Consider the following 24,091-nt stretch of genomic DNA (forward strand, 5'->3'; position numbering starts at 1 on the left):
GCAGCGATTAGCGGCGATAAGGTGCAATCCAGGCCAAGGACGCGTCTGTCGGTCCGGTCGGTTTGTATTCGGCCCCAATCGGCCCACCGAACCCGAGTTTCTGGATGGTTTCAAAAACATGAGGGTAGTTGACTTCACCCTGATCAGGTGGCCCCCGATCCGGCACGCTCGCAAACTGGATGTGGCCGATGATCGGCTGCAGTTTTTCCAGCCGGTGGGTCAGATCCCCTTCCATCAGCTGAACGTGGTAACAGTCGAACATCAGCTTGAGATTGGGCGCACCAACTTCGCCAATCACCTGCGCGGCCTGATCCGTTGTTCCAAGGAAGTAACCAGGTGCGTCATAATGGTTTAATGGCTCAATCAATATAGTGGCGCCCTGCTTTGCCGCGTGATCAGAAGCATATATGAGCGCCCGACGAAAGCAGGCATGCGCCTCTGCACCCTCGGCAAACCCCGCCATCACGTGGACATTCTTGGCACCAATATCAGCGGCATAGGCCAAGGCATCATCAATCGCGGCTCGCGCCTCATCTTCACGGCCAACCAGCGCAGACAGCCCGTTCTCTCCGGCCCCCACATCGCCCCGGCGCGTATTCAAGCCCAGCATCGGCAGACCCGTCTCGATCAGCGCAGCAGCGACGTCGGCCGAGGGCACATCATAGGGCCAATGGCACTCCACGGCGTCGAAGCCAGCGATCTTGGCGGCGCGGATGGCATCGGGCAAAGATCTGTCTGTCCAGAGAAACCCGAGATTTGCAGAGAACTGCATCAGTCGTCCCATTCCACATCGAAATGCGTGACAAGATCGGTCACCTGGTCCTCTGACAGCGTCCGTGCCTCATAGCCGCGCATGAGCATGGCGAGCCGCGCTGTGTCCTCCAGTTCTTCAATCGCGTTGCAGGCGGCTTCCACATCCTTTCCTGCGACCACAGGGCCATGATTGGCCAGCATCACCGCCGTGCGCTTTCCGGCAAGGCCGCGCACGGCCTCACCCATCGCAGGATCACCGGGCCGATAAAACGGCAGGAGTTTCACGCGACCGAGCTTCATGATCGCGTAAGGCGTTAGCGGCGGCAGGAAGTTGTCCGGATCAACCTCCGGCATCATCGACCACGCCACGGAATGACACGAATGCAGATGGACCACGGCACCCGCCGTACTGCGCGTGTCGTAGAACGCAGCATGCAGCGGCATTTCCTTCGTCGGCGGATCGCCATCGAGGAGATTCCCTTCCACGTTGAAATGACTAAGCCGGGCCGGATCGAGCCGACCAAAGCTCGTACCGGTTGGTGAGACCAGCAGCCCTCCATCCTCGGTGCGGGCCGAAATATTGCCCGTGCTGCCCCCGGTGAGCCCACGGTCGAACATCGACTTTGCCAGTAGGCAGATTTGCTCGCGCAGCGCCGTGTCTCGCATCAGGTCTTCTCCAAAGCGGCCAAAGCTTCTGCAAAGAAGCCTTCCGTGCCGAAGTTCCCGGATTTCAGGGCCAGGGCAATCTCATGCCCCCCGCTCTTACAATAGGTCCACGGGACGCCCGGCGCGATTTCAGCGCCGATGTCGAGCCGCGCAACACCGAGCGCCTGCGTCACGGCGCCGGAGGTTTCGCCCCCCGCGACAACGAACCGGCGGGCACCCTGCGTACGGGCGAGGGTTGCGAACTCGGCCAATGCAGCCTCGACCACCGCGCCCGCCTGTGCCGTGCCGAGCTCAGCTTGAGCGGCCCTCACATCCTCGGGTTCCGCCGTGGCATATATGATCGGCGCAGCATCCATGCTTTGGTCTGCAAGCCACTCTTTTGCGGCTCCGGTGCCCTCTGCCACAAGGCGGATGGGATTCAGGCGATAGCTCGGGGCCTTGGCCTGATAGGCCGCGACCTGCGCGCGTGTCATCGCCGAGCAGCTTCCCGACAGCACAACAGCCCCCGGTCCAACGGTCGGTCTGGATCTCTCGTCAACCTCCTGCGGCAGCAGCCCCTCGGCGGCATAGAGCGCGGGCAGCGGCATCGCCAGTGCGCTCCCCCCGGTGAGAAGCGGCATGGCCTGACAAGCTCCGGCGATCTGCTGCAGATCCGCGTCGGCGACCGCATCGGTGATCACATGCGCGATGTCTTGCGATGCCAAATCATCCAGCGCCTGCCGGATCGCATCTGCGCCACGGGCGACGGTCAGCCGATCCACGAGCCCGGTGGCACCTGTCACCTGAGGTGCAAGCAAGCGCATCAGGTTGCTGTCGCGCATCGGGGTCAATGGGTGATCTTTCATCGGGCTCTCGGCCAGCGGCTGCTGACCCACAAAGAGATTGCCCATGAAGATCGACCGACCGTTCTCGGGGAATGCAGGGCAGTAGATGGTCTGGCGGACACCAAGATCAGCCATCAGCGCTTCGGCCACAGGACCGATATTGCCCTCCGCCGTGCTGTCAAAGGTCGAGCAATACTTCCAGAAGAAACGCTGCGCTCCGGCCTCTCGCAACCAGCTCAGAGCGGCACGGCATTCGTCAACCGCCTCTAAAACCGGCGCCGTTCGGCACTTCAGCGCGATCACCTCGAAAGACGCCGTGTCCCGAGGTCGCTCCTCGGGCACACCAATGCGCAGCGACACCTGCACGCCACTTCGGGCCAAAAGCCCCGCGAGATCGGTCGCGCCGGTGAAATCATCGGCGATACAGCCCAATAGCGTCGTCATCAGTGTGCAAATCCGTTCATCTCGGCCACCCTAGGCCTCTCCTGGCAGCGTCAGGCCCGCGTTGCGTGCATAGACCTTCGCGACTGCCGCATCATCCTCGCCGCCCAGGCCCTGCCCCGCCGCCGCTATGAATTGCTGCAGGGCGGCGGCCGTCAACGGTGCGCTGAACTGGCTGGCCTTTGCGATATCGAGCACGATCCCGAGGTCTTTGAGCCAGATGTTCACGGCGCTATGCGGGGTGTAATCGCCGGCCACGACGTGTGGCGCACGGTTTTCAAGCATCCAGCTGGTGCCTGCGCATTTGCTGATCACCTCGACAAACTTGTCCGGCTGCACCCCTTGGGTTATACCGAAGGTGAGAGCTTCTGCCATGCTCGCGATATGCACCCCGGCGAGCAATTGATTGACCGCCTTCATCGCCGAGCCGGCGCCGGCTTCACCAAGTTCAAACACCGTTTCGGCGATGGCTTCCAGGGTCGTTTTCGCTGCGGCGAATGCATCAGGGGAGCCAGCTGCCATGATGGTGAGTTGACCCGCCGCCGCCTTGACAGCCCCGCCAGAAATTGGCGCATCAAGATAGTGCACCCCAAACTCACCAGCCCGCGTTGCGAGATCGCGCGCCACCTCTGGCGGCACGGTGGCACAGGACAAAACCACAGCCCCGGGCTTCAGCGCAGGGACAACCCCGGCGGCGCCAAAGAGCACCTCTTCGGTCTGCTGAGCGTTCAGGACCACGACGATCACCGCATCCAGTTCACCTGCGATCTCGGCCAGCGCGCCTTCGCGTCCCCCATCTGCAATGAACGCCTCGCGCCGCGCATCGTTCACATCGAACCCATATGTGTCATGCCCCGCACGGAGAGCGGATTGCGCGATGCCGTAGCCCATGGAGCCCAGCCCGATCACCGCTGTTTTCTGCGACATGAATATCTCCCCCAATGCACCTGCCGGTGTTCTGACCTGTTTGAGCGTACTATGTGCTATATCTCGCTACAATCAAACGGGTTTTGCCGATTGCAAGGCTTTGCACCGTGATGACACATGCCCCAAGAGCCAAAGGCGCGCGGGCCAGGAAGGGGACCACTTATGCATCTCGCGCTCATCGGATACGGTAGCATTGCACAAACCATCGTTGGCTGGCTGGCGCAAGAGCCGGTCGCGCAGCTGACCTTGCTGGTCCGGTCCAGCGCAATTGCACAGACCCTGAAAGACGACACTCTGCGCCACGCGGCGCCGGCCGTGCAAGTGACCGACGATATCGACACCGTCCTCGCGGCTGCGCCTGATCTGGTGGTGGAATGTGCCGGCCACGACAGCGTCTCGGATCACTGTCCGCACGCCCTGTGCCATGGCTGCGATACGATTGTTGTATCGGTCGGCGCACTCGCGGATGAGGCTCTCTTTGGGCGCCTGAAGGCCGCTTCAGCCGACGGCCGTGGGCGGCTGATCCTGCCATCTGGAGCGATTGGTGGCATCGACCTGCTCTCGGCACTCGCCCTCGCCGGTGATACAGAGGTCGTCTATCGCGGCACCAAACCGCCCGCGGCCTGGCGCGGGACGGCCGCTGAAGACCAGTGCGACCTGGCCTATCTGAAACAGGCACAGACCTTCTTTGACGGGTCGGCGCGCGAGGCCGCCCGCCTCTATCCCAAGAACGCGAATGTCGCGGCCACACTGGCACTTGCTTGCGGCAGTTTCGACCGCACACGGGTGCAGTTGATCGCTGATCCGGAAGCGACCGGAAACGCGCATAGCTACGAGGTCCGGTCCGAGACGGGCAATTTCGCCATGCAAATCGAGAGCACCGCCGCATCAGGAAACGCAAAAACATCTGTCTCGACGGCCTATAGCGTGATCCGGGAGATCATCCGGGCCCGCGATGCGCTAATGATCTGAGCGGGATGCATCCTGTCACCCCAGTGCAATTTTCCGACCTGTCTCGGCTGAGCGATAGATCGCATCCTTGACGCGGATCACGTCGAGATAGTCCTGCGCTTCATTCTCGAAGGGCGTCCCATCGCGCAGCCCACGCACCACGTGCTCCTGCAGATGATAAACACAGTCTCCGCCAAATCCCTCCCAGGTATCAGCGGGCAGAACTGTCTCTCCGGACAGTCCACCACGCGCCCGGAAGGTGACACTGCCGTCGCCCAGCAGGATCAAGACGCCTTCGGTGCCTTCGAACAGCGCCTCGCCCATCGTGCGCCGCTGGTTGTCCGCAGCATGATCGCAGTGACGGTTTCCGTCAAAGAGCGTCCGCACACCGTTTGGATGATCAAAGAGGACATAGCCCGCATCCTCGCCCTTGATCGCCGGGTTGATCTGCCGCAGATCGGCATAGACCGCGTTGGGGTTGCCGAAGAGATAGCGGAACGTGTCGATCCAATGCACGCCCGTCTCATGCACGAGAAACCGGAGCATTTGCTGGAAGTAAGGCTGTCGGTCGAGATAGGCCTCGGGCCCCTGCCCGTCGCCCGGTCGCAGACGAAACGCGCCTTGCAGCGGCACCCCAATGCGGCCCGCGTCGATCTGGGCCTTGATGGCGCGATACCATGGCATGAACCGAAAGTTCTCATGCACGATCAGCCTGGCCCCCGCGCGCGACGCTAGACGCGCAACATCTTCGGCCTCTTCGAGATCGATGCAGAACGGCTTCTGGCAAATGATCGTCTTAACCCCGTGATCAAGGGCGGTTTGGATCGCAGCTCGGTGCGCTGGAGGCGGCAGGATGATATCCAGGATATCCGGGACCCCTGCCGCGAGCATCGCCTCCAGATTTGCAAAGGCCGGGATGCCGGTGCCGCGCGCGCGGTCGATCTCCTGATCAGCTGCGCCGATACAGCGGACCTGCGGGATGCGCGCCCATGCGCCATAGTGAAACTGGCTGAAGTAACCTGCGCCCAGACAGGCAACAGTGAGCGTGTCCTCTGACATCAGAGCGCTGCAGCGACAGCTTTGGCCGCATCCCGCGTTGTCGCCGTCCCGCCCAGGTCACCGGTCAAGGCGGCACCCTCCGCAATCACGGCCTCGGTTGCTTGACGCAGCGATGCGCCATCCGACAGAAGCGCGCTGTTCTGATGGCGCGTTCCCAGCCACTCCAGCATCATGGCACCCGACAGGATCATCGCAAAGGGGTTTGCGATGCCCTGCCCCGCAATGTCGGGGGCTGAGCCGTGGCACGGCTGAAAGACCGCGTGTTCCAGACCAATGTCCGCCGATGGCGCGACGCCCAAGCCTCCCATGAGCCCCGCCCCAAGATCCGAGAGGATGTCGCCAAACATGTTCTCGGTGACGAGCACATCGAAATCCCAGGGTTTCTGCACGAACCACAGGGCTGCCGCATCTACATAAGCGTGGTCACTTGTGAGTTCCGAATGCCGCGCGGCTTCTTGGTCGAAAATCTCGCGGAAGAAGGCGAAGGCGCGGAACACATTGGCCTTGTCGACGCAAGTGACATGTCCGCGGCCCCGACCAGAGGCCTTGCGTTCACCCGCCAAACGGAAGGCAAACTCGAACAGAAGCTCCGATGTCTTGCGGGTGATCAGAAGTGTCTCGCGCGCTTCATCCTCTGTCACTTCGCCGCAGCCCTGGGTGTAAAACAGCCCCTCGGTGCTCTCGCGGATGAGGACGAAATCAACGGACTTGCCGGCCGGCAACGTGAGCGGCGTGGGCTGGCCGGGGAAAATGCGAACGGGCCGCACCCCCGCGAAGAGGTTGAGCGCCTTGCGCAAATCAATCTGCGGGGAGATTTCGGTCCCATCAGGATAGCGGACCGACGGTAGGCCCATTGCCGAAAGCAGGATCGCGTCCGCCTCTCGCGCGGTACGCATCGACGGCTCGGGCAACGAGTCTCCGGTCTTGGCATAATGAGCGGCGCCTGCGGCACAATCGCGGAAAGTCAGCCCATAACCGCTGCGCCCGGCCAGCATCTGCAGGATATCAACCGTCGGCTGCGTGATCTCCGGCCCGATGCCGTCGCCTTGAAAGACCGCGATCTCGAAGGTGTCTTTCATTGATTTTTGCGCCTCTTCGTGTTTGCTCAATGATATAGCACACTCCCAATCTTTAGGCGTGACACGCGCCGACGATTTAATGTATGCATTAATGCATGCGTAAATGATCAAAAAGACAGTTGCAAGGATGGATATGTTCGCCGTCGTCGTCACGCTTCAGATCAAACCGGAGGCCATCCTCGCGTTCATGCCGTTGATGGCGCAGAATGCGAAAACCTCGCTGACCGAGGAACCGGGGTGTCATCAGTTTGATGTCGCAACCGATGACGCCCGACCGGACGAGGTTTTTCTCTATGAGCTTTACAGTAACGCCGCGGCCTTCGATGCGCATTTGGCCAGCACGCATTTCAAGGCCTTTGACGCCGCCACGGCCCATATGATCGCCAACAAATCCGTCACCACCTACGCGCAGGTCCATCAATGAGCGAGTGGGAAGTCTTTGCCGTCAAATATGCTGACCGGAATGCACGCACCCGGGCGGACAGCTTCATTTTTGATGACAACCACGATGCCCCGCACGCGATGGATTACTTCATGTGGGTGCTCCGCCGGGGGGCGGAGACCATCCTCGTCGATACCGGATACGACTCGGACGAAGCCGCAACGCGGGACCGCCCGATCCGCTTGGACCCGGTCGCATCGCTGGCGCCGCTGGGCCTCGATCCGGCGGATATCACCTCGGTGATCGTGACGCATTTGCACTATGATCATGCAGGCGGGCTGCACCTCTTCCCGAACGCGACGCTGCACATGCAGGCGGCAGAGATGGCCTATGCGACCGGCCCCTGCATGTGCCACGACACCCTGCGCATGCCCTTCACCGCAGACCACATCTGTGAAGCGGTCAAACGTCTCTACGCGGGGAAAGTGATCTTTCACGAAGGGGACGCACAGTTGGCCGAGGGGGTCACCGTTCACTGCATCGGTGGGCACAGCCGGGGACTGCAGGCCGTACGGGTGCGTACGCAAGCGGGCTGGCTGGTGCTCGCCTCGGATGCCGCGCATTACTATGAGAACATCTTTGCGCGCAAACCCTTCCCCATCGTTGTGGATCTGCAAGACATGCTCGATGGCTTCAACCGGCTGGAAGCTCTGGCCTCCCAGAAAACCCTGATTGTGCCGGGGCACGACCCGTTGGTGACCCGGGCCTACCCGCAGGCCATGGCCGATCACATCTGGCGGCTCGACCACGGCCCCGAGACTGCAGATCTCATTCTGGCTACGTGATGGGCGATAAAGTGGGTCGGACAGGAACGCCCAATTATCAGGCGCAAATGCGCGCGAGCTGGGCAGAGATGCGCTCCGCTATGGCCAAATACCTGAACTCATGTGAGATTGATCTCCGGAGTGAGACGAACCGGGGGCTTTGAGACGTGCTGATGCAATCCGCGACATTGCTGGATCAGCCGCGCGCAATTGGGTCCGCGATCGTTTCCAGCAAATGCCGCGACGGGCGCTCTTGCATTGACCAACTGCACCAGGCCGGTGCGGTGAAAGTCGTCTTCCCGCGCACGGACAACCGGGTGGAGGGCATCCTCGTCAACACGGCAGGTGGCATCACCGGTGGGGACAGGTTCGACATCTCGGCCACGGCGGGGTCCGCGTCGCAGCTGACACTGACCACGCAGGCAGCGGAACGCGCCTATCGCGCGCAGGCCCATCAAATCGGACGCATCCGAACGCGACTTGTGGTCGAGGAAGAAGCCGAGCTGCTTTGGGTGCCACAGGAGACGATCCTCTACGACGGTTCAGCGCTGTCTCGCAGGCTGGACGTTGACCTGGCCACAACGGCCCGCTTCCTGATGGTCGAGCCGGTGCTCTTTGGGCGGCGCGCGATGGGCGAGGATCTGGGTAACGCGTCGTTTCGAGATCGGATCGATATCCGGCAGGCAGGTGACCTGATCTACCGAGATGGCGTTCTGCTCGATGGTGACATCGCCGCCAAGCTCGACCGCCCCGCCATAGCGGGCGGCGCGCGCGCAATGGCGAATGTGGTCTTTGTCGCACCGGAGGCGGAGGGAGCACTCGCCAAGGTCCGGGCCACGCTTGGAGACAGCGGAGGCGCCAGCCTGCTGCAGCCGAACCTGCTGGTCGCCCGCCTTCTGGCCACCGATGGGTTCGAGTTGCGCAAGCGGCTTGTGCCGCTTCTAGACGACCTGACACACAATACACTGCCGATAAGCTGGAGACTTTGACCCATGCAGCTGACACCCCGTGAAAAAGACAAACTGCTGGTCGCGATGGCCGCCGAGGTGGCGCGCAAACGGCTGGAGCGCGGTGTGAAGCTCAATCACCCGGAGGCAATCGCACTGATCACGGATGCTGTCGTGGAGGGCGCGCGCGATGGCCGGTCGGTGGCCGATATGATGCAGGCGGGCGCCGAAGTCATCACACGTGATCAATGCATGGAGGGCGTGCCCGAGATGATCCATGATGTGCAGGTCGAGGCGACCTTCCCGGATGGGACCAAACTGGTGACGGTGCACAATCCGATCCGGTAGGATTTGAGTATTTCTGGAAGGGTGAAGCAAAGGATGCGCATATGATCCCCGGAGAAGTCGTGACGGTCGATGGTGAGATTGTTCTCAATGAAGGCGCCGAGGCGGTGACCTTGATGGTCGCCAACACCGGGGACCGGCCCGTGCAGGTGGGCAGCCATTACCATTTCGCCGAGAGCAACCCGGCGTTGGAGTTCGACCGCGATGCGGCGCGAGGCTGTCGGCTGGACATTGCGGCGGGCACTGCCGTGCGGTTTGAGCCGGGCCAGCGGCGCGAGGTGCAGCTGATCCCGCTGTCTGGCGCGCGCCGCGTATTCGGCTTCAATCAACAAATCATGGGTGATCTCTGATCGCCCGGTTTCGGAGGAGGACCAACCATGTGTGACGTTTGCGTGATCAACTCGGTGAAGGAGCGGATGCTGTCGCGGCGCGACTTCTTCAAGGCATCGGCTGCCGTCGGGGCGGCAGCGACGGTGGGGGCCGTGGCATCCGCGCCCGCGGCAATGGCTGCGGGTCATGGTGGGGTCGTGGATATGACCCACAAGCTGAGCCCGGAGTTTCCTACATTCTTTGGCGTGCCCGGCATCTCGATGGAGCAGCAGTTCAATTTTGCCGAACACGGGTTCAATCTGATGAACCTCAACATCAATGAACACACGGCAACGCATATTGACGCACCGCTGCATTTCTCGGCGGATGGGGCCTCGGTGGACGAGATCCCGGTGGGAAATCTGGTGGTGCCACTTTGCGTGATCGACATCGCAGCCCGCGCCGCCGACGACCCGGATGCGCAGGTGACACCGGATGACTTGACCGCCTGGATTTCTGAACATGGGGACATTCCGGACCGCGCCTGTGTGGCCATGCACTCCGGCTGGGCCGCGAAAACGGATGGGCCGGACTACGTCGGCAATGATGCCGACGGCGTGAAACATTTCCCCGGCTTCCATATCGAGGCCACGCAAATGCTGCTGGAAGAGACCACCGCGGCGGCCATGGCCGTCGATACGCTGTCGCTTGACCACGGCCCATCGGCGGATTTCGCAACGCATTATGCCTGGCTGCCGTCGAACCGCTACGGGATCGAGAACCTGGCCGGGCTCGGAGATGTGCCAGCGGCGGGTGCGACGCTTGTGGTCGGCGCGCCGAACCACGTAGGCGGCACTGGTGGACCCGCTCGCATCTTTGCGATGGTGTGATGGCTGCGCGCGTCACCGCCACCTTTGTGACCGGGCTGCGCTGCGCTCTGGGTTTCGCCGCGCTTGGGCTTTGCGCCGCAGCACAGGCGCAGGTCCTCGATTGCGAGGACCCAACAACGCAGGTGGAGATGACGGGGTGTGCAGGTCTCGCGGCGGAGGCAGCGGACCAGGAGTTGAACGCTGTCTGGAAGAGTGCTGTGACCGTCGCCCGGACGCGCGATACTTCCGACCAGAGCGGTGCGCCGCCCAGCGAGGACATTCTGCGCGAGGCGCAACGCAGCTGGATTTCTTTTCGGGATCAGGCCTGTAGCGCCGAAGCAACCGTCGCGCGCGGCGGCACGATGGCGAGCCAGCTGTTCCTCATCTGCCTTGAGCGGCTCACCCGCCAACGCACCGAAGACCTTCGCATTTTTGCAATGACCAACTGACAGGACGACACCCATGCCAGCCACTATCTCCCGCTCCAGCTATGCCGCGATGTTCGGCCCGACGACAGGCGACAAGGTGCGGCTCGCGGATACCGACCTGATCATCGAGGTTGAACGGGACCACACGATCTATGGCGAAGAGGTGAAGTTCGGCGGCGGTAAGGTCATCAGAGATGGGATGGGACAAAGCCAGGTCACGCGCGCGGGAGGGGCCGTCGACACCGTGATCACCAACGCGCTGATTGTGGACCACACCGGCATCTATAAGGCGGATGTGGGGCTGAAGGACGGGCGCATTCACAAGATTGGTAAGGCGGGCAACCCGGATACCCAGCCGGGTGTCGATATCATTGTGGGCCCCGGGACCGAAGCCATTGCGGGTGAAGGGAAAATCCTCACCGCGGGCGGCTTCGACAGCCACATCCACTTCATCTGTCCGCAGCAGATCGAAGACGCGCTGCACTCGGGCGTGACCACGATGTTGGGCGGTGGCACCGGACCCGCGCATGGCACGCTCGCCACCACCTGCACGCCGGGCCCCTGGCACATCGGGCGCATGCTGCAGAGCGTGGACCATTTCGCGATGAACATCGGTGTGTCAGGCAAAGGCAACGCCAGTCAGCCCGAGGCACTGGTCGAGATGGTCGAGGGTGGCGCCTGCGCGCTGAAACTGCATGAGGATTGGGGCACGACGCCCGGGGCTATCGACTGCTGCCTCTCCGTCGCCGACGACATGGACGTGCAGGTGATGATCCATACGGATACGCTGAACGAGAGCGGCTTTGTGGAGAACACCGTCGCGGCAATGAAAGGTCGGACGATCCACGCGTTCCACACCGAGGGGGCCGGCGGCGGGCACGCGCCGGACATCATCAAGATCTGCGGCGATGCCAATGTGATCCCCTCATCGACCAACCCGACACGGCCCTTCACGGTGAACACGCTGGAAGAGCATCTCGATATGCTCATGGTCTGTCACCACCTCGACAAGTCGATCCCCGAGGATGTAGCCTTTGCCGAAAGCCGCATCCGGCGCGAGACCATCGCCGCCGAGGACATCCTGCACGACATGGGCGCGTTCTCGATCATCGCGTCGGACAGCCAAGCGATGGGTCGTGTGGGCGAGGTGCTGATCCGCACCTGGCAAACCGCTGATAAGATGAAGAAACAGCGCGGACGGCTGGCAGAGGAAACTGGCGAGAACGACAACATGCGCGTGCGCCGATATATTGCGAAATACACCATCAACCCGGCGATCGCGCATGGGATTTCCCACGAGATCGGCTCCATTGAAGAGGGCAAACGCGCCGACCTCTGCCTGTGGAACACGGCATTCTTCGGTGTGAAACCCGAGATGGTCTTGATGGCGGGCACGATTGTCTGCGCCCAGATGGGGGACCCGAACGCCTCGATCCCGACGCCGCAGCCCGTCTACACACGGCCCATGTTCGGCAGCTTTGGCCGCTCAGTCGAACACTCCGCCGTGACCTTCGTCAGCGCGGCAGCGCAGGCGGCGGACGTGCGAGATCAGCTGGGCTTGCGAAAGCAGACCATCGCCGTTGAAAAGACCCGCGGCATCGGCAAAAAGGACCTGATCCTGAACGACGCATTGCCGGAAATCGATGTTAATCCTGAGACTTATGAGGTCCGCGCCGATGGCGAACTGTTGACCTGCCAACCTGCCGACGTCCTGCCCATGGCGCAGCGCTATTTCCTGTTCTGAGGTCCCTCATGATCGCCACCGCTCAAGCAGTTTCGACGACACCCGGCGCCGCCACCGACCACGTCACGCTGGATTACGACGCCCGTTTCCTGCGGCGCAAAATGCTGACGACCGATGCGGGCGCGCAGGTTCTCGTGGACCTGCCCAAGACCACATCGCTGACGCAGGGAGATGTGCTCGAGACCACCGAAGGCCAGCGGATCGGTGTGCGTGCGGCCCCTGAGCCCCTGCTGGAGATTACCGGCCAGGACCTGCACCGCATCGCCTGGCATATCGGCAACCGCCACACGCCCTGCCAGATCGAAGACACCCGGCTGCTGATCCAGAAGGATCACGTGATGGCAGATATGCTGGCCCAGCTGGGCGCGCATGTGCATGAGGTGGTCGAGCCCTTCACGCCAGAGGGCGGGGCTTATGGACACGGGCGCACGCATGGCCACGATTATTCGGCGCAACATGGGCCTGAGCATGGGCATAGCCATTCTCATGAGCACTGACGCGATCCTGACACTGACGCAGTGGCTCTCTCCGGCCTTCCCGGTGGGTGCCTTCGCCTATTCGCATGGGCTGGAAACCGCGATTGCAGCAGGCGAGATCAAGACCATCGACCAGCTTGAGGAGTGGCTGCGAGACCTCATCACTCATGGTAGTGGGCAGGCTGATATCATCATCTTATCAGTGGCTTACCATGCAACCGCTGCAGAGTTCAGCGAGATCGATCAGACCGCCCGGGCCTTTGCTGCCAGCGCCGAGCGGCTGCTGGAGACGGAGCAACAGGGGGACGCGTTCACCCGCACGGTCGATGCGGTTTGGGGCACCGAGCTTGGGAGCTTGACCTACCCTGTGGCCGTTGCGCGGGCCGCGCGGGCGCAGGCGATCCCGCTGGATTTGACCGCGCGGATGTATCTGCATGCCGTCGCCAGCAACCTGATCTCGGCGGCCGTCCGGCTGGTGCCGCTGGGTCAGACCGACGGGCAGCGCCTGCTCGCCCGCCTGGCGTCCCTGATCCAGCAAACGGCGGAGCACGCCTCTGGTCTGTCTTTGGGTGACCTCGCCTCGCCCTGCTTTGCCGCCGACATTGCGGCCATGCAGCATGAAACCCTCTATTCAAAGGTCTTTCGCACATGATCCTGAATGGTCCTCTTCGCATTGGCATTGGCGGCCCGGTGGGCGCCGGGAAAACCACGCTGACCGCCTGCCTGGCGCGCGCGCTGAGCGCGCAGCATTCGATCGGGGTGATCACCAACGACATCTACACGCAAGAAGATGCCGAGGCGCTGACGCGGATGCAGATCTTGCCGCAGGATCGGATTATCGGCGTGGAAACAGGAGGTTGTCCGCATACGGCAATCCGCGAGGATGCTTCGATCAACCTGGCGGCAGTGGCGCAGATGCAGGCGCGCCACCCGGATGTAGAGGCGATCCTGCTCGAAAGTGGCGGCGATAATCTCAGCGCCACCTTCTCCCCGGAACTCGCGGATGTGACGCTCTATGTCATCGATGTGGCCGCTGGCGAGGAGATCCCGCGCAAGGGGGGACCGGCGATTACCCGGTCGGATATTCTGATCATCAACAAGACGGATCTTGCGCCATATGTGGGCGCCTCGCTCGAGGTGATGCAGCGCGATGCCGAGCGGATGCGTGCGGGGCGTCCGTTTGCCTTTACCGCGCTGCGTCGCGGTGAGGGTGTTGATACCGTCATCGCAATGCTCCGGGAGGTGTCGGGCCTCGGGCTGGTGACGGCCTGATCGCCTGTTGGTCTCGCCGTGAGCCGATAGGCTTAGACCTTTGATCTCGCTAGGTTTCTTGCAGCTTTGCAGCAGCGGTTCTGATAGCGGCGCGGATGCGAGGATAGGTCCCGCAGCGGCAGAGATTGCCGTTCATCGCGTCATCGATCTCAGCATCTGTCGGGTCCGGCAGGGCATCCAGAAAGGCCGCCGCCTGCATGATCTGACCGGACTGGCAATAGCCGCATTGAGCCACCTGATGCGCGATCCACGCCGCCTGAACCGCGTGTAAGCTGTCCGGCACACCGAGCCCTTCGATGGTGGTCACGGACCCTTCCAGATCCTCCACGGCCAGTTGGCAGGAGCGCACCGCGACGCCGTCCACATGCACGGTGCAGGCGCCGCATTGGGCGACGCCGCAGCCGTACTTCACGCTGGTGACGCCAAGCGCCTCGCGCAGGACCCAGAGAAGCGGCATGTCGCCGGCCAAATCGACGTCATGGGCGGTGCCGTTCACGGTGAGCTTCATGGCGCGATCCTCCGGTTACCGAATTCAGACTACTGCGCGCGCGCAACACGCTCAACGGCGTCGCGACGTCAGATCGGCGCAGCGTCCGAAACGCCTATCTGGTAGGGCCGAAACCGCTGTCTGTATCGCGTCGGTATCACGTCGGTATTACGTCGGTGTCCACATCGGTGCGGACCGGATTTGGGGCGAAAAGGCGCCGAATGTGAGCACGGCGTTGACACCGCGCGCTCAGGCGGCTGCGACCTTACTGCGGCAGAAGCAGGAGGCGCGGATCGGGACCGTGGCCCGCGCGAGGGCCGGGTCCAACTGCAGCTTGATGTGGCGCGCTTCGACAAGGGCCCCACGTCGGATGAGGCACTCGTGCAGCCCGTGCAGCGACCAGACGTTGCGCGGGTGCTGGCAGGCGCGGGCGAGCGTCCCGTCGAGCCCGAGATCGGCGCGGTAGACTGCTTCGGCCTCCTCATACTGCCCCGCCTCCATCAGCAGTGCGCCGAGGGCATGGCGGGTGGGCTGCATCCAGCCCCAGGGCTCGTCATACAGCAACGCATCATCCAGCGCGACCGAGCGCTGCAGGTGCGCAATCCCGCCCTCGGTATCGCCGGATTTGAAGGCCAGCTCACCCTCCATCATCGCTTCACCTACTGCAAGAACATCGCTCGCGAAGTTATTGAAAACCATGCGCGTTTGCTGGACGGCGACAAGAGCTGCATCCGCCTGAACGCGCTCGGCCTGTGCGGCTTCGATCTGGCCCAGGTTGGCGAGCGCAATCACCCGCGCCTGTCGCATGGCGCAGGTGGTATAGCTGTAGAGCTCGGCATCCTCGGGCAGCGGTTCATCGAGGATCGCCTGCCACATCCCGAACCGGATCATCACGTGGATCTTCTTGCCCCAGAAGCTCTCGAAGAGGTCCGGCAGATAGCGCACCACATGGTCCGGCAGCATCTCGATGAGACGGTCGGAGGCGGCGAGCGCCACCTCCGGCTGGCCGAGGAACATCGCGCCATAGGCCTCGAAATGCACGTTGTGGATGCGGTAGACGGTGTAGAAATTCTCGGCCCCCGCCAGCGCTTCGTACTTGCGGTCGACCTCGGCGGCGCGCCGGTTGCGCCAGATCACGTTCTGATAATCGCCGCAGAGCACGTCGATATGGGTGGCCATATGGACCAGATGGCCGGAGTCGGGCACGAGATCGACCAGGCGGTCGCCATGCCGCAGCGCTTTCTCCGGGACAGGCGACATCTCCATGAGGTGAATGTACATGTGCAAGAGCCCCGGGTGATCCCAGGCGCCCGGGAGCGTATCGAAGGCGGTTTCAAGTGCGGCTTGCGCTTCGAGCGTGGAAGCGCCTTCGCGCGGTTGGCCCGAGGGCAGGTCCCACAAAAGCCAGGGCGTGCGGTTCATCAGCGCCTCGGCAAAGAGGCAGATCACGTCGAGGTCGCGCGGATGATCGGTGTAGACCCGGCGCATCGCATCCGAGAAGGCGTCGTTCCAGGGCGCATAGTCCTCGATCTCAGGATCCTCGGGGAACCGGTCGGCCAGCGCCTCGATCAAGGCGGTCTCAACCGGGGTAAGGTTGGGCGCCAGCGCCTGCGCTTCGGCCAGTGCTGCATGAGCCTGCGCAAGCGTGGTCACGCGCTCTTCAGTGGTGAAAAACTCCCATGGTTTGTTGTAGTTAGGGCCTACAGCATAGGCGATGCCCCAGTGGGCAAAGCCACAGCCCGGATCGGCCGCGACGGCCTTGGCAAAGCACTCTGCCGCCGCCTCGTGGTTGTAGCCGAAGAGCCAGACCATCCCGGCGTTGACCTCGGCCTGCGCCTCTGCCGAGGTGGTGGTCACCGCGCGGGCGTAGCTGCCAAGATCAAAACCGTGCATGTCCGTGTCCCCCTAGAACTCCACCACAGCCCTGATGGATTTGCCTTCGTGCATGAGCTCGAACCCGTGGTTGATCTCGTCGAGGGTCAGCTTGTGGGTGATCATCGGGTCGATCTCGATCTTGCCGTCCATGTACCAGTCCACGATCTTCGGCACATCCGTGCGCCCTTTGGCACCGCCGAAGGCCGTGCCGCGCCAGACACGGCCTGTGACCAGCTGGAAGGGCCGTGTCGAGATCTCGGCGCCCGCGGGGGCCACCCCGATGATGATGCTCTCGCCCCAGCCCTTGTGCGCCGCCTCGAGCGCTGTGCGCATAACGTTCACATTGCCCGTGGCGTCAAAGGTGTAGTCCGCCCCACCCTTGGTTAATTCAACCAGATGGGCCACCATATCCCCATCCACTTTCGACGGATTGACAAAATCCGTCATTCCGAACTGTTGTCCCATGGTGGCCTTGTCGTCGTTCAGATCAACGCCCACGATCTGGTCCGCCCCCGCCATGCGCAGGCCCTGGATCACGTTGAGACCGATGCCGCCCAGCCCAAAGACCACGCAGCGCGAGCCGATCTCGACCTTGGCGGTGTTGATCACGGCACCAATGCCCGTGGTCACGCCGCAGCCGATGTAGCAGATCTTGTCGAAGGGCGCGTCCTTGCGCACCTTGGCGAGCGCGATCTCGGGCACCACCGTGTGATTGGCGAAGGTCGAGCAGCCCATGTAGTGGTGGATCGGCGTGCCGTCGAGCATGGAAAACCGCGTCGAGCCATCGGGCAGCAGCCCCTGCCCTTGCGTCGCGCGCACCTTCTGGCAGAGGTTGGTTTTGGGGTTCAGGCAGTATTCGCATTCGCGGCATTCGGGCGTGTAGAGCGGGATCACATGGTCACCCACCTCGAGGCTCGTGACCCCCTCGCCCACCTCGATGACAACACCCGCGCCCTCGTGGCCGAGGATCGCCGGGAAGATGCCCTCGGGGTCATCGCCCGAGCGCGTGAACTCATCCGTATGGCAGAGCCCCGTCGCCTTGATCTCCACCAAAACCTCGCCCGCCCGCGGACCTTCAAGGTTCACCTCCATGATCTCAAGCGGCTGACCAGCAGCAACCGCAACAGCAGCGCGGGTTTTTAGCATGGGGGCTCTCCTCATCAATACGTGATGCGCCCAGAGAAAACCGTGCGGCGCGCTTGTCAAGAGATCGTGGCGCGGCAGACGTCACTTTCGATGGCAGGATTTTTCGGAAGGTTCCCGTCTGATGAAATTTTCTGGTCAGATCGCGGCGGATTGGCTGTGATTTCGCAGCAATTCTCACAGGCAGTGGTTAACATCACGGCACAGCCAGCCGGAGGAGCCCGATGAGCCAGCACCCGCGGATTGATCACAGCTATGCGTTGCAGGACCGGTACAGCAAGACATCGGGGCGTGTCTTCCTGACCGGAACGCAGGCGCTGGTGCGGATCATGCTGGACCAGGCGCGACGGGATCGGGCGGCGGGGCGGCGCACGGCGGGGCTTGTTTCGGGGTATCGCGGCTCGCCCCTGGGCGGTGTAGATCAGGAGATGTGGCGCACCGCGGATGCGCTGACGGCGCAGGGCATCCGATTTCTGGCTGCGGTGAACGAAGATCTTGGCGCAACAGCGATCCTTGGCGCGCAGCAGGCGAGCCTTGATCCCGCGTGTGAGGTCGAGGGTGTGTTTTCCATGTGGTATGGCAAGGGGCCGGGGGTGGACCGCTCGGGCGACGCCCTGAAGCACGGCAACGCCTATGGGTCTTCGCCGAAAGGCGGTGTGTTGGTGGTGGCGGGCGACGATCATGGATGCGTGTCGTCGTCGATGCCGCATCAGTCGGACGTGGCCTTCATGGCGTGGTTCATGCCGACGCTGAACCCGGCAAGCGTGGCGGAGTATCAAGCGTTTGGCGAGTACGGCTTTGCCCTCTCGCGGTTTTCGGGCACCTGGGTCGGGTTCAAGGCAATCTCGGAGACAGTGGAAAGCGGACAGTCGGTGGAGCTTGTCCCGGATCGGGTGTTTCGGCAGCCGGAGTTCGTGGCGCCGCCCGGCGGGCTGCATGTGCGGGTCGCCGACCTGCCCTCGCCCGGGATCGAGACGCGGATTCGCGCGAAGCTCGACGCGGTGCAGGCCTTTGCCGAAGCGAACCCGATTGATCACGCGGTCTATGGCATCGCGGGCGCGCGATTCGGGTTTGTGACCACGGGCAAGGGGCATCTCGATCTGATGGAGGCGCTGCGGTTGCTGGGGTTGGATGAGGTGCGCTGTCGGGCGCTGGGGATCGACATCTACAAGGTCGGCATGGTCTGGCCGCTGGCGCATCACGCCGCGCTGGATTTCGTGACGGGCAAGCGCGAGGTCATGGTGATAGAGGAGAAACGCGGGATCATCGAGAGCCAGTTCAAGGAGCATTTCTATGACTGGCCCGGGCGCAAACCGGAGCGGATGGTGGGCAAACATGACGAGGAGATGCAGCCGCTGGTCCCCTGGACGGGCGAGTTGTCGCCGCGGCTGTTGTTGCCGCTGATTGCGGGGCGGTTGGCGCGGTTCTTTCCGGAGGAAGGCTTCGTGGAAAGGGCCGCGGCGCTGACGCGGGAAGCGCCGCCTGCGTTGCGGATCGAGGGGGCGACGCGGACGCCGTATTTCTGCTCGGGCTGCCCGCACAACACCTCAACCAAGGTGCCCGAAGGCTCGCAAGCGGCCAGCGGGATCGGCTGCCACGTCATGGCCAGTTGGATGGACCGCGAGACGGTAGGCTATGCGCAGATGGGCGGCGAAGGGGTGCCGTGGATCACGCAGTCGATGTTTAATGGCGGCAAGCACATCTTCCAGAACCTCGGCGAGGGCACCTGGTATCACTCCGGTTCACTCGCGATCCGGCAGGCGGTGGCGGCGGGCGCAAATATCACCTATAAAATTTTATACAATGACGCCGTGGCGATGACCGGCGGCCAGCCGGTGGACGGCCCAGTGTCAGTTTTGGGCATCGCGCGGAGCTGCCGAGCAGAGGGTGTGGATAGAATTGCCCTGGTCTCAAACAATATCGGGAAATTTCAAGCCAGCGACTTTCCGTTGGGGACAAGCTTTCATTCGAGATCGGAGATGGACAAGCTTCAGCGGGAGCTGCGGGAGGTCCCGGGCGTCTCTGTGCTCATTTACGAGCAGATGTGCGCCACGGAAAAGCGACGCAAACGCAAGCGTGGGACACTGCCAAAAGCGGACCAGGTCGTGGTGATCAATGAGCTGGTCTGCGAGGGCTGTGGCGATTGCTCGGTCGAGAGCAATTGTCTCAGTGTGGAGCCGGTGGAGACGGAGTTCGGGCGCAAGCGGCGGATCAACCAGCCGAGTTGCAACGCAGATTTCTCCTGTCTGAGCGGGTTCTGTCCAAGCTTTGTCACGCTGAAAGGCGCGCGCCGCCGCACCACCCCCAAGGACGAGATCGACGTGGCCGCGATCTGCGCGACCCTGCCCCTGCCTGATCTGCCGCCGCTCGATCAGCCCTACAACCTCTTGGTCAGCGGCGTCGGCGGGACCGGGGTGATCACAGTGGGTGCGCTGATCTCCATGGCAGCACATCTGGAAGGCAAGGGCGCGAGCGTGCTCGACTTCACGGGCTTTGCGCAAAAGTTCGGCACGGTGCTGGGTTATGTGCGGTTGGCCGACGACCCTGCACTCTTGCATCAGCCCCGGATCGACATGGGCGCAGCGGACGCGGTGATCGGCTGCGACGCGGTGGTCTGCTCCTCGCCCAAGGCCTCTGCGCATTATCGCAGGGGCACGCGCGTGGCGCTGAACCTTGCCGAGATGCCCACGGGTGATCTGGTGCTGAACCGCGATGCGACGCTGCAGATCGACGCGCGGGAGGCGGCGATCCGGGAGGTGGTCGGCCCGGAGGCAGTGGACAGCTTCGATGCCGGCCAGTTGGCGGAGCGGCTGATGGGCGACGCGGTTTATGCCAATGTGATCCTGCTGGGTTTTGCCTGGCAGCGCGGGTTGGTGCCGGTCGGGCTGGAGGCGCTGGCGCGCGCCATGGACCTGAATGGCGTGAAGCCTGCGGAAAATGCGCGCGCCTTTGCCTGCGGGCGGGTGATGGCGGCAGCGCCGGACAAGCTGGCCACAGCACAGGAGGCTGACAACCGAGACCGGACAGCGCCACCGGTCCGCCCGGCGGGCAGCGCCGGGCAGCGCCCGAACCCCCTCGATGGGGGCGAGGGCGCTGTTCCCACTCCGCAAGCCACCGAGACGCTGGCGCAGGTGCTCTCCCACCGCACGGGTTTTCTGACGGAGCATCAGGATGCGCGCTACGCGGCGCGATACCAAGCCACCCTGGCGCCGCTCGGGGACTTGCCTGACGATCTTCGGATTACGGCGGCCAAGTCGCTGTTCAAGCTGATGGCTTACAAGGACGAGTATGAAGTGGCGCGGCTCCACCGGGACCCAGGCTTCCTGGCGCGGCTGGCGGCGGAGTTCGACGGGCCGATCAAGCCCCGGTATCATCTGGCGCCCCCTGTTCTGGCCCGGCGTAAGGACGCGCGCGGTCGCCCGCAAAAACGCAGCTTCGGACCCTGGATAGGCCACGTCTTCGCGGTCCTGGCGCGGATGAAGCGGTTGCGCGGGACCTGGGCGGATCCCTTCGGCTATCACCCCGACCGCAAGCTGGAGCGCGCGCTGATCCTCTGGTTCGAAGGTGTGCTGGCCGAGGTGCCCGCGCTGTGGCAGGCTGGCGAAGAGGAAACGGTGCGCGCAGTGCTCGCCGCGCCGATGGACATCCGCGGGTACGGGCCGGTCAAGGAGGCCGCAGCGGTTGAGGTCAGGGCGCGGGTGGCGCAGGCGGTGCAAGAGACGCGCGGAGGATGAATTCGGTGGGCAGCTCGACCGGACCCGCACCCTCCTCTCCGCTGAGCTTGGCCAGCAGCAGCCGGGCGGCGGCGCGGCCCATCTCGATCTGCGGCACGCGCACGGTGGCCAGCGGCGGGGTCACAACCGACGCCAGACCAATGTCATCGAAGCCCACCAGCGACACCTGCCCCGGTACCTCGATGCCCATGTCACGGGCGCGTTTGAGGGCGCCGGCGGCGAGCACATCGTTGCCGCACATGATCGCAGTGGGCTGAGCGGCATTGGACACGATGCGCGCAAAGGCATCGCCGCCGAATTCAAGCCGGTACTTCGCCTCTTCCACCCGCAGCAATTCTGCGCCTTGCCCGAAGTCGGTAATTGCGGCGCGAACCCCATCGAGCCGGTCGCGCGCGCGGTCGTTGCCGTCGCGCACGCCGCAGATCATCGCGAGGCGCCGGTGGCCAAGGTCAAGCACCCGGCGCGTCGCATCATAGGCCGCCGCGCGGTTGTCAAAACCCACGTAGACGGGCGCCGCCTCGGGGCGGTAGCACCAGGAGATCACATGCGGCACCCGGCGTTTCTGGAGGAACGCGCAGGTGCTTTCTGGGCGCGCATCACCGATCAGCATCAGCCCGTCAGCCCCATGGGCGATGAGCGATTTGATCTGGCGCAGCTCCTGCTCGGGGTCATAGCCAGTGGTCGCCAACAGCAGGTTGACGCCTGCTTCGGAAAGCACCTCCTGAAACGCCTGCACCCCACTGGCGAACATCGCGTTGGCCATGCTGGGGATGATCGCGCCCACGGTGTTGGTGCGGTTGCTGGCCAGCGCCCGCCCGCCGAAGTTGGGCGTGTAGCCCAGTGCTTCTATCGCGGCTTCGATCTTGTCACGCGTGGGTTTGGCCACCTTGTCCGGGTCATTGAGCGCACGCGAGATGCTGGCGGTGGACACACCGGCCATGCGTGCGACGTCTTCGAGGGTGGGCGCGCTGGATTTACTCATCCCGTGATCTATAGCCATCTTTGCGCGCGATGGCTCGGGTTTTTTCGCTGTTTCAGGACAAGCGGCTGAAACAGAACATAAAACTTGGGGCTTGCGCGACTCGATGTAAGCGCTTACACAAATATGTTAACAGGGGTCGCGGGCCAGGTGCACCGAGCTCCGTTCCGGGGGTGACCGCACGGTCGATGCGATGCAGAAATATGCTGTGGGCCGCCCTCCGGCCTGACACTTGATCCGGATCACCAGATAGGACCCCTGCAATGGCGCGAGAGTACCTCAAGAAAGCTGAAAAAACCGCGATGACGGATGCGGGCGATGTGCGCGAAACCGTCCAAGGCATCCTCAACGACATCGAGGCCGGGGGGGACGCGGCGGCGATGAAGTATGCCCAGAAGTTCGACAACTATCAGGGCAACGTGATCCTCGGGGAGGAGGAGATCGCCGCCGCGTCCGTATTGGTGTCGCAGAAGCTGAAGGACGACATTGCCTTCGCCCATGACAACGTGCGCCGCTTTGCCGAGGTGCAGAAGTCAACGATGAGCGATGTGGAGCTCGAGGTGGTGCCGGGGCTGATTGCGGGGCAGAAGGCGATCCCCTGCCGGGCGGCGGGCTGTTATGTGCCGGGCGGGCGCTACAGCCATATCGCGAGCGCGATCATGACGGTGACGACGGCGAAAGTGGCCGGGTGTCAGCACATCGTGGCCTGCTCGCCGCCGCGCGCCGGCGAAGGCATCGCGCCCGCCATCATCTATGCGGCGAACCTCTGTGGCGCGGATAAGATCCTGTCGATGGGCGGGGTGCAGGGCGTGGCGGCGATGACATTTGGTCTCTTCGGCCTGCCAAAAGCGGATATCCTCGTGGGGCCCGGCAACCAGTTCGTGGCGGAGGCCAAGCGCATCTTGTTCGGGCGCGTTGGCATCGACATGATCGCGGGGCCGACCGACAGCCTGATCCTGGCGGATAAGGGCGCGGACCCGTTCATCGTGGCGACCGACCTCGTGGGACAGGCGGAGCACGGGTATAACTCGCCGGTCTGGCTGGTGACCGATGATCGCCCGCTGGCCGAGAAGGTCATGGAGATCGTGCCAAAACTGATCGCCGATCTGCCCGAGCTGAACCGCGCCAATGCGGAAGCGGCCTGGCGCGACTATGCCGAGGTGATCATCTGCCCCAACCGCGAGGAAATGGCCGCCTGTTCCGACGATTACGCGCCCGAGCACCTGACCGTGCAGGCCGACGATCTGGAATGGTGGCTCGACCGGTTGCAGTGCTATGGCTCGCTGTTTCTGGGCGAGGAGACCACCGTGGCCTTTGGCGACAAGGCGTCGGGGACGAACCACGTGCTGCCGACCTCACAATCGGCGAAATACACCGGTGGGCTCTCGGTGCATAAATACATGAAGATCGTGACCTGGCAGCGCGCGACGCGCGAAGGCTCGCGGCCTGTGGCCGAGGCCACGGCGCGCATCTCGCGGCTGGAGGGCATGGAAGGGCACGCGCGTTCAGCGGATGCGCGGCTGCACAAATACTTCCCCGAAGAGAACTTCGACCTCTCGGCGATGGACTGATCGAGG

Annotated in this window: 24 protein-coding genes; 14 read left to right on the forward strand and 10 right to left on the reverse strand. The window is 63.3% G+C overall.

The window, feature by feature from the left end:
* Nucleotides 1–7: 7 nt before the first annotated feature.
* The 4 genes from ACVC7O_RS15960 to ltnD are packed head-to-tail and all read right to left on the reverse strand — an operon-like array spanning nt 8 to nt 3,611.
* Nucleotides 8–772 carry a hydroxypyruvate isomerase family protein gene (locus ACVC7O_RS15960; protein WP_458323102.1) on the reverse strand — a complete coding sequence of 255 codons (765 nt, stop codon included), beginning with the start codon at nt 770–772 and terminating at the stop codon, nt 8–10.
* Nucleotides 772–1,419, reverse strand: coding sequence for a 3-oxo-tetronate 4-phosphate decarboxylase (otnC, locus tag ACVC7O_RS15965; protein WP_458323103.1), 648 nt, complete (start codon nt 1,417–1,419; stop codon nt 772–774). The genes ACVC7O_RS15960 and otnC overlap by 1 nt, the downstream gene beginning before the upstream one ends.
* Entirely contained in the window at nt 1,419–2,687 is a 1,269-nt protein-coding gene (gene otnK / locus ACVC7O_RS15970; RefSeq protein ID WP_458323104.1) for a 3-oxo-tetronate kinase, read from the reverse strand. The genes otnC and otnK overlap by 1 nt, the downstream gene beginning before the upstream one ends.
* Nucleotides 2,688–2,717: 30 nt before the next feature.
* Complete coding sequence (gene ltnD, locus ACVC7O_RS15975; protein WP_458323105.1) at nt 2,718–3,611, reverse strand: L-threonate dehydrogenase; 894 nt, start codon at nt 3,609–3,611, stop codon at nt 2,718–2,720.
* Nucleotides 3,612–3,773: 162 nt separating this feature from the next.
* On the opposite strand from ltnD, the gene ACVC7O_RS15980 reads away from it, so the two are divergent.
* Nucleotides 3,774–4,583 carry an aspartate dehydrogenase gene (locus ACVC7O_RS15980; RefSeq protein ID WP_458323106.1) on the forward strand — a complete coding sequence of 270 codons (810 nt, stop codon included), beginning with the start codon at nt 3,774–3,776 and terminating at the stop codon, nt 4,581–4,583.
* Between the two features lie 15 nt (nt 4,584–4,598).
* On the opposite strand, the gene ACVC7O_RS15985 is transcribed toward ACVC7O_RS15980, so the two are convergent.
* Together ACVC7O_RS15985 and ACVC7O_RS15990 are read right to left on the reverse strand one after the other, a co-directional pair.
* On the reverse strand, nt 4,599–5,621 hold the full coding sequence (locus ACVC7O_RS15985; RefSeq protein WP_458323107.1) for a Gfo/Idh/MocA family protein: 1,023 nt from the start codon (nt 5,619–5,621) through the stop codon (nt 4,599–4,601).
* Nucleotides 5,621–6,700 (reverse strand): isocitrate/isopropylmalate dehydrogenase family protein, encoded by a 1,080-nt coding sequence (locus ACVC7O_RS15990; RefSeq protein WP_458323108.1) that lies wholly within the window; start codon nt 6,698–6,700, stop codon nt 5,621–5,623. The genes ACVC7O_RS15985 and ACVC7O_RS15990 overlap by 1 nt, the downstream gene beginning before the upstream one ends.
* Nucleotides 6,701–6,803: 103 nt before the next feature.
* Here ACVC7O_RS15990 and ACVC7O_RS15995 point away from each other — a divergent pair, with 103 nt between their 5' ends.
* The 11 genes from ACVC7O_RS15995 (at nt 6,804) to ureG (ending at nt 14,296) form a co-directional block, all read left to right on the forward strand.
* Nucleotides 6,804–7,124, forward strand: a complete 321-nt coding sequence (locus tag ACVC7O_RS15995) for a putative quinol monooxygenase (RefSeq protein WP_458323109.1) — start codon at nt 6,804–6,806, stop codon at nt 7,122–7,124.
* Nucleotides 7,121–7,927, forward strand: a complete 807-nt coding sequence (locus tag ACVC7O_RS16000) for an N-acyl homoserine lactonase family protein (protein WP_458323110.1) — start codon at nt 7,121–7,123, stop codon at nt 7,925–7,927. The genes ACVC7O_RS15995 and ACVC7O_RS16000 overlap by 4 nt, the downstream gene beginning before the upstream one ends.
* Before the next feature lie 152 nt (nt 7,928–8,079).
* Complete coding sequence (locus ACVC7O_RS16005) at nt 8,080–8,895, forward strand: urease accessory protein UreD (protein WP_458323111.1); 816 nt, start codon at nt 8,080–8,082, stop codon at nt 8,893–8,895.
* A gap of 3 nt (nt 8,896–8,898) precedes the next feature.
* Nucleotides 8,899–9,201 (forward strand): urease subunit gamma, encoded by a 303-nt coding sequence (locus tag ACVC7O_RS16010; RefSeq protein WP_458323112.1) that lies wholly within the window; start codon nt 8,899–8,901, stop codon nt 9,199–9,201.
* A 41-nt stretch (nt 9,202–9,242) separates the two neighbouring features.
* A complete protein-coding gene (locus ACVC7O_RS16015) occupies nt 9,243–9,548 on the forward strand; it encodes an urease subunit beta (protein WP_458323113.1) in 306 nt (101 codons plus the stop codon).
* A 27-nt stretch (nt 9,549–9,575) separates the two neighbouring features.
* Nucleotides 9,576–10,397, forward strand: a complete 822-nt coding sequence (locus ACVC7O_RS16020; RefSeq protein ID WP_458323114.1) for a cyclase family protein — start codon at nt 9,576–9,578, stop codon at nt 10,395–10,397.
* On the forward strand, nt 10,397–10,825 hold the full coding sequence (locus ACVC7O_RS16025; RefSeq protein ID WP_458323115.1) for a lysozyme inhibitor LprI family protein: 429 nt from the start codon (nt 10,397–10,399) through the stop codon (nt 10,823–10,825). The genes ACVC7O_RS16020 and ACVC7O_RS16025 overlap by 1 nt, the downstream gene beginning before the upstream one ends.
* A gap of 13 nt (nt 10,826–10,838) precedes the next feature.
* Complete coding sequence (gene ureC, locus ACVC7O_RS16030) at nt 10,839–12,548, forward strand: urease subunit alpha (RefSeq protein ID WP_458323116.1); 1,710 nt, start codon at nt 10,839–10,841, stop codon at nt 12,546–12,548.
* Nucleotides 12,549–12,556: 8 nt separating this feature from the next.
* Nucleotides 12,557–13,045 (forward strand): urease accessory protein UreE, encoded by a 489-nt coding sequence (ureE, locus tag ACVC7O_RS16035; RefSeq protein ID WP_458323117.1) that lies wholly within the window; start codon nt 12,557–12,559, stop codon nt 13,043–13,045.
* On the forward strand, nt 13,035–13,676 hold the full coding sequence (locus ACVC7O_RS16040) for an urease accessory protein UreF (RefSeq protein ID WP_458326106.1): 642 nt from the start codon (nt 13,035–13,037) through the stop codon (nt 13,674–13,676). The genes ureE and ACVC7O_RS16040 overlap by 11 nt, the downstream gene beginning before the upstream one ends.
* Nucleotides 13,673–14,296, forward strand: a complete 624-nt coding sequence (gene ureG, locus ACVC7O_RS16045) for an urease accessory protein UreG (RefSeq protein WP_458323118.1) — start codon at nt 13,673–13,675, stop codon at nt 14,294–14,296. The genes ACVC7O_RS16040 and ureG overlap by 4 nt, the downstream gene beginning before the upstream one ends.
* Before the next feature lie 49 nt (nt 14,297–14,345).
* Here the strand turns inward: ureG and ACVC7O_RS16050 are convergent, their stop codons facing one another.
* The 3 genes from ACVC7O_RS16050 to ACVC7O_RS16060 form a co-directional block, all read right to left on the reverse strand.
* On the reverse strand, nt 14,346–14,804 hold the full coding sequence (locus tag ACVC7O_RS16050; RefSeq protein ID WP_458323119.1) for a (2Fe-2S)-binding protein: 459 nt from the start codon (nt 14,802–14,804) through the stop codon (nt 14,346–14,348).
* A 228-nt stretch (nt 14,805–15,032) separates the two neighbouring features.
* Nucleotides 15,033–16,676 carry a tetratricopeptide repeat protein gene (locus tag ACVC7O_RS16055; protein ID WP_458323120.1) on the reverse strand — a complete coding sequence of 548 codons (1,644 nt, stop codon included), beginning with the start codon at nt 16,674–16,676 and terminating at the stop codon, nt 15,033–15,035.
* Nucleotides 16,677–16,688: 12 nt separating this feature from the next.
* Nucleotides 16,689–17,804: an S-(hydroxymethyl)glutathione dehydrogenase/class III alcohol dehydrogenase gene (locus ACVC7O_RS16060; protein ID WP_458323121.1), complete on the reverse strand. Its 1,116-nt coding sequence runs from the start codon at nt 17,802–17,804 to the stop codon at nt 16,689–16,691.
* Between the two features lie 221 nt (nt 17,805–18,025).
* On the opposite strand from ACVC7O_RS16060, the gene ACVC7O_RS16065 reads away from it, so the two are divergent.
* Nucleotides 18,026–21,535, forward strand: coding sequence for an indolepyruvate ferredoxin oxidoreductase family protein (locus ACVC7O_RS16065; protein ID WP_458323122.1), 3,510 nt, complete (start codon nt 18,026–18,028; stop codon nt 21,533–21,535).
* On the opposite strand, the gene ACVC7O_RS16070 is transcribed toward ACVC7O_RS16065, so the two are convergent.
* Entirely contained in the window at nt 21,489–22,517 is a 1,029-nt protein-coding gene (locus tag ACVC7O_RS16070; protein WP_458323123.1) for a LacI family DNA-binding transcriptional regulator, read from the reverse strand. The two genes, ACVC7O_RS16065 and ACVC7O_RS16070, sit on opposite strands and share 47 nt — an antisense overlap.
* Nucleotides 22,518–22,777: 260 nt before the next feature.
* Here ACVC7O_RS16070 and hisD point away from each other — a divergent pair, with 260 nt between their 5' ends.
* On the forward strand, nt 22,778–24,085 hold the full coding sequence (hisD, locus tag ACVC7O_RS16075; RefSeq protein WP_458323124.1) for a histidinol dehydrogenase: 1,308 nt from the start codon (nt 22,778–22,780) through the stop codon (nt 24,083–24,085).
* Nucleotides 24,086–24,091 lie beyond the last annotated feature (6 nt).

This window comes from Roseobacter cerffii (genome assembly GCF_054226325.1).

Excerpts from the sequence above, each read along its gene's own strand:
- ACVC7O_RS16020 (WP_458323114.1), top strand. The coding sequence starts at position 9,576 with ATGTGTGACGTTTGCGTGATCAACTCGGTGAAGGAGCGGATGCTGTCG.
- ACVC7O_RS16060 (WP_458323121.1), bottom strand. The coding sequence starts at position 17,804 with ATGCTAAAAACCCGCGCTGCTGTTGCGGTTGCTGCTGGTCAGCCGCTT.
- otnC (WP_458323103.1), bottom strand. The coding sequence starts at position 1,419 with ATGCGAGACACGGCGCTGCGCGAGCAAATCTGCCTACTGGCAAAGTCG.
- ACVC7O_RS16015 (WP_458323113.1), top strand. The coding sequence starts at position 9,243 with ATGATCCCCGGAGAAGTCGTGACGGTCGATGGTGAGATTGTTCTCAAT.
- ACVC7O_RS16025 (WP_458323115.1), top strand. The coding sequence starts at position 10,397 with ATGGCTGCGCGCGTCACCGCCACCTTTGTGACCGGGCTGCGCTGCGCT.
- ACVC7O_RS16005 (WP_458323111.1), top strand. The coding sequence starts at position 8,080 with ATGCAATCCGCGACATTGCTGGATCAGCCGCGCGCAATTGGGTCCGCG.
- ureE (WP_458323117.1), top strand. The coding sequence starts at position 12,557 with ATGATCGCCACCGCTCAAGCAGTTTCGACGACACCCGGCGCCGCCACC.
- ACVC7O_RS15960 (WP_458323102.1), bottom strand. The coding sequence starts at position 772 with ATGCAGTTCTCTGCAAATCTCGGGTTTCTCTGGACAGACAGATCTTTG.
- ureG (WP_458323118.1), top strand. The coding sequence starts at position 13,673 with ATGATCCTGAATGGTCCTCTTCGCATTGGCATTGGCGGCCCGGTGGGC.
- ACVC7O_RS15995 (WP_458323109.1), top strand. The coding sequence starts at position 6,804 with ATGATCAAAAAGACAGTTGCAAGGATGGATATGTTCGCCGTCGTCGTC.
- ACVC7O_RS16000 (WP_458323110.1), top strand. The coding sequence starts at position 7,121 with ATGAGCGAGTGGGAAGTCTTTGCCGTCAAATATGCTGACCGGAATGCA.
- ACVC7O_RS16070 (WP_458323123.1), bottom strand. The coding sequence starts at position 22,517 with ATGAGTAAATCCAGCGCGCCCACCCTCGAAGACGTCGCACGCATGGCC.
- ACVC7O_RS15985 (WP_458323107.1), bottom strand. The coding sequence starts at position 5,621 with ATGTCAGAGGACACGCTCACTGTTGCCTGTCTGGGCGCAGGTTACTTC.
- ltnD (WP_458323105.1), bottom strand. The coding sequence starts at position 3,611 with ATGTCGCAGAAAACAGCGGTGATCGGGCTGGGCTCCATGGGCTACGGC.
- ACVC7O_RS16050 (WP_458323119.1), bottom strand. The coding sequence starts at position 14,804 with ATGAAGCTCACCGTGAACGGCACCGCCCATGACGTCGATTTGGCCGGC.
- ACVC7O_RS16040 (WP_458326106.1), top strand. The coding sequence starts at position 13,035 with ATGAGCACTGACGCGATCCTGACACTGACGCAGTGGCTCTCTCCGGCC.
- ACVC7O_RS16010 (WP_458323112.1), top strand. The coding sequence starts at position 8,899 with ATGCAGCTGACACCCCGTGAAAAAGACAAACTGCTGGTCGCGATGGCC.
- ACVC7O_RS16055 (WP_458323120.1), bottom strand. The coding sequence starts at position 16,676 with ATGCACGGTTTTGATCTTGGCAGCTACGCCCGCGCGGTGACCACCACC.
- ACVC7O_RS15990 (WP_458323108.1), bottom strand. The coding sequence starts at position 6,700 with ATGAAAGACACCTTCGAGATCGCGGTCTTTCAAGGCGACGGCATCGGG.
- otnK (WP_458323104.1), bottom strand. The coding sequence starts at position 2,687 with ATGACGACGCTATTGGGCTGTATCGCCGATGATTTCACCGGCGCGACC.
- hisD (WP_458323124.1), top strand. The coding sequence starts at position 22,778 with ATGGCGCGAGAGTACCTCAAGAAAGCTGAAAAAACCGCGATGACGGAT.
- ACVC7O_RS15980 (WP_458323106.1), top strand. The coding sequence starts at position 3,774 with ATGCATCTCGCGCTCATCGGATACGGTAGCATTGCACAAACCATCGTT.
- ACVC7O_RS16065 (WP_458323122.1), top strand. The coding sequence starts at position 18,026 with ATGAGCCAGCACCCGCGGATTGATCACAGCTATGCGTTGCAGGACCGG.
- ureC (WP_458323116.1), top strand. The coding sequence starts at position 10,839 with ATGCCAGCCACTATCTCCCGCTCCAGCTATGCCGCGATGTTCGGCCCG.